At 61.5% G+C, this 9,922-nt stretch carries 8 protein-coding genes and 5 pseudogenes; 12 read left to right on the top strand and 1 reads right to left on the bottom strand.

Features of this window, described 5'->3' with window-relative positions; all coding sequences use genetic code 11:
• Positions 1–505: 505 nt before the first annotated feature.
• The 10 genes and pseudogenes from RA210_RS17490 to RA210_RS17445 form a co-directional block, all read left to right on the top strand.
• Positions 506–1,045 (top strand): annotated as a pseudogene (locus RA210_RS17490) (STAS domain-containing protein); the annotation flags it as partial.
• A gap of 14 nt (positions 1,046–1,059) precedes the next feature.
• Positions 1,060–1,895: pseudogene (locus tag RA210_RS17485) on the top strand (universal stress protein).
• 4 nt (positions 1,896–1,899) lie between these two features.
• On the top strand, positions 1,900–2,253 hold the full coding sequence (locus RA210_RS17480; RefSeq protein ID WP_201487440.1) for a TraR/DksA family transcriptional regulator: 354 nt from the start codon (positions 1,900–1,902) through the stop codon (positions 2,251–2,253).
• Positions 2,254–2,310: 57 nt separating this feature from the next.
• Positions 2,311–3,254 (top strand): annotated as a pseudogene (locus RA210_RS17475) (SdiA-regulated domain-containing protein).
• Between the two features lie 195 nt (positions 3,255–3,449).
• Positions 3,450–3,698, top strand: a complete 249-nt coding sequence (locus RA210_RS17470; protein ID WP_201487439.1) for an AbrB/MazE/SpoVT family DNA-binding domain-containing protein — start codon at positions 3,450–3,452, stop codon at positions 3,696–3,698.
• Positions 3,699–3,777: 79 nt separating this feature from the next.
• Positions 3,778–4,200 (top strand): hypothetical protein, encoded by a 423-nt coding sequence (locus RA210_RS17465; protein ID WP_201487438.1) that lies wholly within the window; start codon positions 3,778–3,780, stop codon positions 4,198–4,200.
• Between the two features lie 348 nt (positions 4,201–4,548).
• Positions 4,549–4,740: pseudogene (locus RA210_RS17460) on the top strand (type II toxin-antitoxin system HicB family antitoxin); the annotation flags it as partial.
• A gap of 216 nt (positions 4,741–4,956) precedes the next feature.
• Positions 4,957–5,706 (top strand): inositol monophosphatase family protein, encoded by a 750-nt coding sequence (locus RA210_RS17455; protein WP_201487437.1) that lies wholly within the window; start codon positions 4,957–4,959, stop codon positions 5,704–5,706.
• A 206-nt stretch (positions 5,707–5,912) separates the two neighbouring features.
• A complete protein-coding gene (locus RA210_RS17450) occupies positions 5,913–6,098 on the top strand; it encodes a hypothetical protein (protein WP_201487436.1) in 186 nt (61 codons plus the stop codon).
• Positions 6,091–6,261 carry a hypothetical protein gene (locus tag RA210_RS17445; RefSeq protein ID WP_201487435.1) on the top strand — a complete coding sequence of 57 codons (171 nt, stop codon included), beginning with the start codon at positions 6,091–6,093 and terminating at the stop codon, positions 6,259–6,261. The genes RA210_RS17450 and RA210_RS17445 overlap by 8 nt, the downstream gene beginning before the upstream one ends.
• 183 nt (positions 6,262–6,444) lie before the next feature.
• Here RA210_RS17445 and RA210_RS17440 read toward each other — a convergent pair whose 3' ends face one another.
• The gene (locus RA210_RS17440) at positions 6,445–6,654 is read right to left on the bottom strand and encodes an MbcA/ParS/Xre antitoxin family protein (protein ID WP_236574792.1); all 210 of its coding nucleotides are present in this window, start codon (positions 6,652–6,654) and stop codon (positions 6,445–6,447) included.
• A gap of 315 nt (positions 6,655–6,969) precedes the next feature.
• Between RA210_RS17440 and RA210_RS17435 the strand changes: the two genes are divergently transcribed.
• A complete protein-coding gene (locus tag RA210_RS17435) occupies positions 6,970–8,946 on the top strand; it encodes a type I restriction-modification system subunit M (RefSeq protein WP_201487433.1) in 1,977 nt (658 codons plus the stop codon).
• Positions 8,943–9,692: pseudogene (locus tag RA210_RS17430) on the top strand (restriction endonuclease subunit S); the annotation flags it as partial. The gene RA210_RS17435 and the pseudogene RA210_RS17430, both read left to right, overlap by 4 nt.
• Positions 9,693–9,922: the final 230 nt, after the last annotated feature.

The raw sequence follows: 9,922 nt of genomic DNA, 5'->3' as shown, positions 1-9,922 counted from the left end.
CTTGCTGGAATTAGCGAAGGAAACATGCACCAGCAGTAGGTGAAGCATCAACCAGATAATCCGATGAGATGCCGGTCTGTCTCACTCTCATGCAAAGGTAAGATCAACCATTTAATCCGCTTACCCAAATAACTCAGATGACCGGCGGCTATCTACGTCTGTGCCCCACACAACCTTGGCAGTGCGGGGCAACGAGAACATCAACGGACTGATTCATCAGTACCAGCCCAAGGGCACGGATCTGTCGACCTACAAGCCAGGGGCAGCTGGATGCGATTGCATTCGAGCAGAACATCCGCCGGCGCACGCGATGCAGCCCCAAGAGCCCCCTTGAGGTCATGAGCGATCTGATGGCCAAGCATCATGAGACGTCCGCCTCACTTCAGCTACCGTGCTGCACTCAACTCGTGAATTCGCACATTTTGAAAAGCATGAGTGTCCTGAGGAAGTCTGATCCTGCAATTTTGACAAAATTTTGGCCATTACGGAGCAATCCGCAAAATCGCAAATCCCCATGGCTGCACTGGTGGCGGTGATGATCATGGTGTCGATCGGCACCTTCAGCTGGGATTCGCTGCGCAATCTGAAGCAGCATCCGCTGTCGACCAACATCGTCATGGTGGTCACCGTGGTGGTGGTGGTCGCGACTCACAACCTGGCCTACGGCGTACTGGCAGGCGTGCTTCTGGCGGCGATGTTCTTCGCCAATAAGGTCGGCCACTACATGCACATCGGCTCGACCCTCGACGACAGCGGTGATCACCGCACCTACACCGTGACCGGTCAGGTGTTCTTCAGCTCCTCCGACAAGTTCATCGCCGCCTTCGACTTCAAGGAGGCCTTGGAGAAGGTGACCATCGATCTCAGCCGCGCGCACTTCTGGGACATCACCGCCGTGGCTGCGCTGGACAAGGTGGTCATCAAGTTCCGCCGCGAAGGCACCGAGGTGGAGGTGCTGGGCCTCAACGAGGCCAGTGCCACCATCGTTGACCGCTTTGGCGTCCACGGCAAACCGGACGCCATCGACAAACTCATGAGCCACTGAGAAGGACTGCACACATGACCCATGTAATGGCTTGTATCGACGGTTCCCCCTCCGCCGCTGCGGTATGCGACTACGCAGCCTGGGCCAGCCAGCGCCTGACCGCGCCGCTGACCTTCCTGCACGTCATCGACCGCGACCTGTATCCCCAGGCAGCATCGGCTTGGGCAGCCGCGAGCACCTGCTGGAGGAGCTGGCCGCCCTCGACGAGAAGCGCGGCAATCTTGCCCGCGAGCAGGGCCAGCTGATGCTCGACGCCGCCAGGGAGCGCGCCATCGCGGCCGGCGTTGCCGACCCCGCTGCGCGGCAGCAACATGGCAGCTTGGTCGAGACTCTCGGTGAGCTGGGGGCAGACATTCGCCTGCTGGTGATCGGCAAGCGTGGCGAGGGCAGCCTCAAGCCCGGCCAATTGGTCGGCAGCCAGCTGGAAAACGCGATCCGCAGCATGCACCGTCCGGTGCTGGTCACCCCGGCCGAGTTCAAGGCACCGCAGAGCGCGATGCTGGCCTTCGACGGCAGCGCCACCGCGCGCAAGGGTGTCGAGATGCTGGCGACCAGCCCGCTGCTCCAGGGGCTGCCGATCCACCTGGTAATGGTCGGCCCGGACATCAACAGCAACAAGGAGCCGCTGGAGCAGGCCGCACACCGACTGCAAGAGGCCGGCTTCGAGGTGCATACCGCCATGCTGGCCGGCGAGGTCGAACCGACCCTGCACGCCTACCAGGCGCAGCATCAGATCGACCTGCTGGCGATGGGCGCCTACGGCCACTCGCGCATCCGCGAGTTCCTGGTCGGCAGCACCACCACCAGCATGCTGCGCACCACCGCCACGCCCTTGCTGATGCTGCGCTGACGCCATGGCCGACGCCCTGGATCTTGCCCACTTCAAGGCCCTGCTGGAGCAGCGGGCCGCCGAACTGGATCGACTCCTCGAAGACCCCGAGGCCCGTGCACAGTCGGTCGAGCTGGATCAGAGCAAGGTCGGGCGCCTGTCGCGGATGGACGCCCTCCAGCAGCAGGCGATGACCGATGCCATCCGCAGCCGGGCCGTGCGCGAGCGCACCCGGTTGCAGCTGGCCCTCAAGCGCTGGCACGAAGGCGAGTATGGCTGGTGTACCCAGTGCGGCGAGCCCATCGCCGCCGGGCGCCTGGAGTTCGATCCGGTCACCCCGCTGTGCATCGACTGTGCCAGCAAGGCCGAGTCGGAATGAAACACTCGCGGCCTACGCTGCATGGAGCACACCGGCCGCATCACCCAAGAGAGTCCCATGCCCCTGACGGAACGACTGACGAGCAAACGCACCTGGCTGTGGGCGCTGCTGTGCCTGCTGCTGCTCACGGTGTACCAGCTGCGTGCCCATCACCTCGATGACCGCCTGTACTTCTGGATCATGACCCACTGGCACACCGACGCCTGGCAGGAACGCTCGGTCTGGCTGCCAGACTACCGGGTCGAACTGGACGCCAAGCCCATACCGGGGGTGGACAACAACCTGTCCGGCCTGACCTACGACCCCGACCGCGATCGCCTCTGGGCGGTCACCAACGGACCGAACGAGCTGTTCGTACTGAGCCGCGAGGGCGATGTGCAAGCCCGCTTCGAGCTGGATGGCTTCCACGATGTGGAGGCCGTCTCCTATGCCGGCAATGACCGACTGGTGATCGCCGAAGAGCGCCGCCAGAGCCTGGTCGTCGTCCCAGTACCGCTTAACCCGGATGGCAGCCTCATCCACGCAGGAGTACTGCGCCGCGACGACTATCCGGCCCTGACCCTAGCAATGGGCAGCGGTGACAACAAGGGTTTCGAGGGCTTGGCCTACGACCTGAAGGGCGACCGCCTGTTCGTGGCCAAGGAGCGCGATCCCCGTCAACTGCTGCAAGTGAGCGGACTGCGCAAAAGCCTGGAGGGTGACCTATCCCTGCATGTGCGCGACCTGTCCGGGTTGGTTAAGGCCAAGGTGTTCGCCACCGACCTGTCCTCGGTCGTCTTCGACCAGCGGAGCGGTCACCTGATCCTGCTCAGCGACGAATCGAAGCTGCTGATCGAGATGACCGACGAGGGCAAGGTGGTGAGCTTCCGTTCCCTGGCGGTGGCTTTGCTGGCCTACAGAAAGGCATCCCACAGGCTGAAGGCGTGACCATTGATGACGAGGGGCATCTGTACCTGATCAGCGAGCCCAACTTGTTTTATCGCTTTACTCGCGAAGAGTGATCCAGCCCCGGGCAACCTCAGGCCGACATCTCGGACAGACCTGGCCGAAAAATATGACGATAAAATCCGTTATCGTTACTTTCTGGCAGGCGGCTGTTTCGCTACCCTGAGTTCCTGTGCCGTGGGCCCTGTTGGCGTCGGCTCGCCGTCGCCTCCCCCCGCGGACGCCTGATCTAACTCACCCAGGAGCCCCCCATGGAAACCCGGCAGGTCGTGATCGAAGACTGGGAAGGTGATGGCGGTATTCGCATTCCCGATGAAGCCCTGCAGGAAATGGGGGTCGACGTCGGGGACTCGCTGTACCTGATCGAGGAGTACGTGGGCACGACACGCTGCCTTGTGCTCAGCAAAACCCCGCGCATTCCCGATCGCGTCGATGAGCTGGTTGACCACTGGGAATCCTTCGGAAAGGCGGCAGCCGATTCAGACGCCAAAGATGAATGAGCTGATTCCAACAACCGAGGAATCCTCGGTAGCGTGAGCTGAAGTCGAATGCGACCAGACAGGAAGAGCGGGGTTTCAAGTGACAGAGCTGATCACCAAGGCAGAGCTGACAGCCATCAAAGCCGATAGTTACTCGCGCGAAAAACTGCGCCGCCAAGCCCTTTGGGCGATGACCCATCGAGAGCGGCGGGCCCATGCGCTGGCTTGCCTCGATCTCATCGAACGACTGGACCATGAGGCGCCGATTGGCGAAGCGGCAACCTGGACGCTGGGGGATGTGGCTCGTCTCGTACCGGTCTCCCGGCGTGACAATCCACCGCTCGAGGTTGTGCGACCGGCCGACATACCCGAGCCATGGCGCAGCCGTATGGCTGCAGCGAGCATCGGCTCGACGATGTGCAGTGCTTTCCCAGGCTACTACGTCGATGATTGGCGGACGTTCCTGAGGCTCTGGCGACTCGAGCATGAGCAATTGCATGAACATCGTTTGGATCGGTCATGACTGGAGGTCGACGGTGAGCTGGATACGCTGTCGGTCCGGCGGTGGACGACCCGCTGAAGCGGGAGTACTACTCACACAACAGCACGGCGATCTGGCTGACACAGACACTACCCTGCAATAGGGACAATGCCAGTAAGGCATGGACCGGCAACGGCGTACTGCAGGCGCAGTGGTTCGATGGTTAAGCCGAGTACGCAGCGGTCCCGCTTCGGCGGCGCGATGGCGAGCGCGAAAGTATGCAGCTGTGTAGGTCCTGCTTCGGTTATGCAATGGCCAAGCTCAAGCGCGTGCACTGGGTTATCCATATGTTTGGCGACGATCCTGATTCAGGGCAGGAGGACTGATTCCGTGAGCAATCTGCTGCAGCACCAGGGGTATTACGGCTCCATCGAAGCCAGCACCGAGGACAACTGCCTGTTCGGCAAGCTGCTCTTCATTCACGCACTGGTCAACTACGAAGGTGAGACGATAGCCGAGTTGCAGGCCGCCTTCCGCGAGGCGGTGAACGACTACATGGCCACCTGCCAAGAGCTGGGGAGATAGTGGGTGCCACCGATCGTATGGCGTCTCGATGCGTGCCACCGCCGAATGCAGGGCCCAAAACGCTCCCCCTCGATTTCGACTGAAAATGACCTGACGATCAATTGAAATAGGGCCTTCAACCTGTTCCCCGGAGTGACGCTGCCATCCGTTCCCGCTGCCGAGTACGCCGGACAGTACAGTCCCAGCGCCGAACATCAATCTCGAGACAAGCTCATGCTGAATGAAGTCATCTCTTTGGTTCTGCGCGCCGGAGCACTCATCGCCGCCGAAGCTGCACGGCCAGGTGGCCCTCGCGGGGCGGGAGACAAGGCGGATATCGACGTCGAAGTGGAGATCCTGCTGCGCGAGGGGCTGCTGCGACTGCAGCTGGGAGACTTCTGGGGAGAGGAAACGGGAAGCGCGCTGACTGGGGCGAGCCATTGCTGGGTGGTGGATCCAAACGATGGCACCACGGATTTCCTGGCGGGTAGGCCTGGCTCGGCCATTTCCGTTGGCCTACTGAAAGATGCCGTACCGGTGCTGGGCGTCGTCTATGCGCCAGTTACCACGCGCGGGCCTGACTGCATTGCCTGGGAGCTCAGCATGACTGGCCTGCTGCGCAATGGCCGACACATTTGCCCCAACCTGGACGCATGGCAGCTCGACGCTAACTCGGTGGTATTTGTCAGCACGGCCGCCGACCAGCAACCAGAGCTCAACACCGTGCTCTGTGCTCCGGCGCGCTTCAGCCAGATGCCCAGCATCGCGGGGGTTTCGCTCTACCCTGTATCTCCGCACGACGTGGTCGCCGGCCATGCCCTCCTCAAGGCTGCCGGCGGCGACTTGCTTGACCAAGACGGCCACCCGATTCGTTACGACGACTTGAGCAAACCTCTGTGCCGCAGCTGTTTCGGTGGCAATCTGGCTGCTAGTCAAAGCCTGGCCGCACGCCCTTGGCGGCAGCGACTTTCGATCCCGTCCTGAGCCCCCCGTGCTCCCAAAAAATGGGAAAGCGGTCGTGCGTGCACTTGAGCCGGCATCAGCCCGACGCGAAGGACGGCGTGGCTTTCGAGTCTCCGCCGCCGGCTTCAGGAAATGGGCTGGGGCAGCGCAGCTACATTCTGCTCAAAGGGGGTGTAATCACTCAGTGACACCTAACATCTCGGGACACAACCCCGCATGAGGTAGGCATGAAGCACAAGAAAGTCTCTGACAAGCACGCCATGATCGCGAAATTCACGGAAGAGGCCCTACGGTTGGGCGGCGGTGTTTCAGACAACCAACACCACTTCATAAAGGCAGCTCTTGCCCATGGCAAAACGATGGAGCCTGCAGGTCGTCTTGCGGGGGCCAACAGGGAGTGCAGCCATGACTGACCAGTCCAAGCAAGAAGCCGTCACCCTTAGCGCCGAGGCATACCAGGCACTCCTGGATGAGCTGGAGGATCTCCGTATCGAGCGTGTTGCGTGTGATCGTATAGCCACCGTCCAGCCTTCCAAGCTGCTATCCATCGAGGACATGCGGACCCGTTTTCGTTGATGCTCAGACGAGCGGTCCAGTCGCGGAGCTGCTCCGTTACTTAGCGGGCGCCGTGTCCAGCATGGCCTCCATGCCCACCCGGAGCTTTTTGGAAAGTAAACACGCACCAGCTTGCCGCTTTCCGTGTAGCGGCCCGCCACCTCGACACCTCCGCACATGCTGCACCTGCCGCCCCAGCCGTTATCAAACCACCCCGCCGGACTCGATGGCCCGCAGAATCCTCCGGACCAGCTGTGCGCCCGCCTCCGTCGCGCAGCAACTCAGCGGGGTGACATCCCCCAGCGCCGTGTTGGGCCTGGCCAGCCAGTCGAGCGCGATCGAACGGCTCTCAAAGACACGCTCGGCCAGGGCCTGCACCTCCCGAATCCGGGGCTCGGTTTCGCGATCCGCCACCACGGGGCCTCCTCCTCGCTCATCACAATGTGCAGATTTTGCACATACTGCACATTCTCAGGTGTCGCATCTGATTTGCTGGGCATAAATACAGTGCTTATTGAGGCAGTCATCATGAGTTTGACACTGCCCAGCCCGCTGCGCGCGGTCGTCCAGCGGCTGACCCTGTTCCTGAGCCCGGTCGCGGCTGGATTCCCCTCCCCGGCCGATGATCACGGCCCAAAGTCGCGGTTAGGCCAGACACCTCTCGGATGCTCTGCAAGAAGCCTTGGCGGGGTAAACTCCCCCTTTTGCCCCACCAAGGACACGCCCCCCGTGAACACGGAAAATCACTCCCAGACCGCCTCCTTCCTCTGGTCTATCGCCGACCTGTTGCGTGGCGATTTCAAGCAGTCGCAGTACGGCCGCATCATCCTGCCGTTCACCCTGCTGCGGCGCATGGAGTGCGTGTTGGCCCCGACCAAGGACGCGGTTCTGGCGCAGGCCCAGGAGCACTGGAACAAGCCGGACCTGGTGCGCGAGAAGCTGTTGCTGCGCGCTGCCGACCAGCAGTTCTTCAACACATCCAAGCTGGTCCTGGCGACCTTGTCCGAGCAGCAGACCGCCGCCGACCTGATGAGCTACGTGCACTCCTTCAGCAAGGATGCTCGCGAGATCTTCGAGCACTTCGAGTTCGAGAACTTCGTCCAGCAACTCGCCACAGCCAACCTGCTGTATCAGGTGGTACAGCGCTTCGCCGCTGCCCCGCTGAGCCCCGAGCAGATCACCAACTTCGGCATGGGCCTGGTGTTCGAGGAGCTGATCCGCAGGTTCGCGGAAAGCTCCAACGAAACCGCAGGGGAACACTTCACCCCGCGCGACATCGTGCACCTGACCACCTCGCTGGTGGTGACCGATCAGGGCGACAAGCTCAAGCCCAACAGCATCGTCACCATCTATGACCCGACCGCTGGCACGGGCGGTTTTCTGTCCGAGGGCGACGAGTACATCCAGTCGATCAGCGACAAGGTCACCGTCTCCCTGCACGGCCAGGAGCTCAACCCCGAGTCCTACGCCATCTGCAAGGCGGACATGCTGATCAAGGGCCAGGACGTGGCCAACATCAAGCTCGGCAACACCCTGTCCGACGACCAACTGGCCGGCAACACCTTCGACTTCATGCTCAGCAACCCGCCGTTCGGCGTGGAGTGGAAGAAGGTGCAGAAGCAGATCACCGACGAGCACACCGTCAAGGGCTACGGCGGCCGTTTCGGCCCCGGCCTGCCGCGTGTATCGGACGGCTCGCTGCTGTTCCTGCTGCACCTGGTGAGCAAGATGCGCGACCCGCGCGACGGCGGCTCACGCATCGGCATCATCCTCAACGGCTCGCCGCTGTTCACTGGCGGTGCCGGTTCGGGCGAGTCGGAGATCCGCCGTTACCTGCTGCAAAACGATCTGGTCGAGGCGATCATCGCCCTGCCCACCGACATGTTCTACAACACCGGCATCGCCACCTATGTCTGGCTGCTCTCCAATCGCAAGGCGGACGAGCGCAAGGGCAAGGTGCAGCTGATCGACGGCAGCCAGCACGCCAGCAAGATGCGCAAGTCGCTGGGCAGCAAGCGCCAGTTCCTCGACGACACGCAGATCGAGGATCTGGTGCGCCTGTACGGCAGCTTCGCGGAAAACGCCCAGAGCAAGATCTTCCCCGTCGAGGCCTTCGGCTACCGGCGCATCACCGTCGAACGCCCGCTGCGCCTCAACTTCCAGACCAACGCCGAGCGCATCGGCAAGGTGCTGGAAGAAAAGGCCATCCAGAAGCTCGACGACGCCGCCCGCCAGAAACTGGTCGAGGCCTTGCAGTCCATGGATGCCAGCATCCTGCACCGCAACCGCGAGCAGTTCAGCAAGCTGCTGAAGAAGACCCTGATGCTGCAAGGCGTCACCCCCGGCACGCCAGAGCTCAAGGCCCTGCTCAACGCCCTCGGCGAGCGCGATCCCGAGGCCGATATCTGCCTGTCCAAGGGCCAGCCCGAGGCGGACAGCGGCCTGCGCGACTTCGAGAACGTGCCGCTCGGTGAGTCGGTGTACGCCTATTTCGAGCGCGAAGTACTGCCCCATGTGCCTGACGCCTGGATCGACGAGAGCAAAACGGATGCGCAGGACGGAGAGGTCGGCATCGTCGGCTTCGAGATCCCCTTCAACCGCCACTTCTACGTGTTTCAGCCGCCACGTCCGCTGGAGGACATCGACCGCGACCTCAAGGCCTGCACCGACCGGATCAAACGGATGATCGAGGAGCTGTCGGCATGAGCTTTCCGAAGTATCCGACGTACAAAGATTCCGGGGTGGAGTGGTTGGGGGAAGTGCCAGAGCATTGGGCGATTTTTTCCCTCAAACGCGCAGTAGATGGCTGTGCCAACGGTCTTTGGGGGGAAGAGCCTGACGGAGAGAATGATATAGCGGTCATTCGCGTGGCAGATTTTGATCGTGGCATCTCCCGAGTCGGACTCGACAAGCTGACCTATCGCAGCATTACACAGAAAGAGCGCGCCTCACGCCTTCTCCAGCCTGGTGACCTTCTGATCGAAAAATCTGGTGGTGGCGAGAAGACATTGGTCGGCTGTGTCGTGCTTTTTGAGCATGATTTCCAGGCCATAACCTCGAATTTTGTTGCGCGGATGCGCCCGCTGGTGGAGTTCGATAACAGATTTCTCTGCTATGCCTTTGACAGCCTTTATCAAGGGAAGGTTAATTACCCAGCGATCAAGCAAACCACTGGCATCCAGAACCTTGACTCTGAGGCCTACCTGCAAGAGCGCTTCTGCTTTCCGCCGCGTGCAGAACAAACCAAGATCGCCCGCTTCCTCGACCACGAAACTGCCCGTATTGACGCGCTGATCGAAGAGCAGCAGCGTCTGATCGAGCTGCTCAAGGAAAAACGCCAGGCGGTGATATCCCATGCGGTGACCAAGGGCCTCGACCCGAGCGTTCCGATGAAGGACTCCGGGGTGGAGTGGCTGGGTGAAGTGCCGGCGCATTGGGAGGTTACTCGAATCGGATGGCAGTGCTTGGTTGGAAATGGCTGCACTCCGTCGCGCGACAACCAAAATTACTGGAATGGCGGCCATTTCCCATGGCTGAACAGTTCTAAAGTCAACTTAGGTTCTGTACGAAAAGTCTGAACGGGTAGAATCGGCGCCATGACAGGCTGGAGGCCCGCATGGCAAAGCGTTACGAACTCCCGGATGCGGCTTGGGAGCTGATCGCTGATTTGGTTTCCCCCGAA

This window comes from Pseudomonas sp. OF001 (assembly GCF_904426495.1).
In the GTDB taxonomy this organism is placed as follows: Bacteria; Pseudomonadota; Gammaproteobacteria; order Pseudomonadales; family Pseudomonadaceae; genus Geopseudomonas.
The sequence above is the reverse complement of the archived record's forward strand: the minus strand, read 5'-3'. Positions and strand labels throughout refer to the sequence as shown.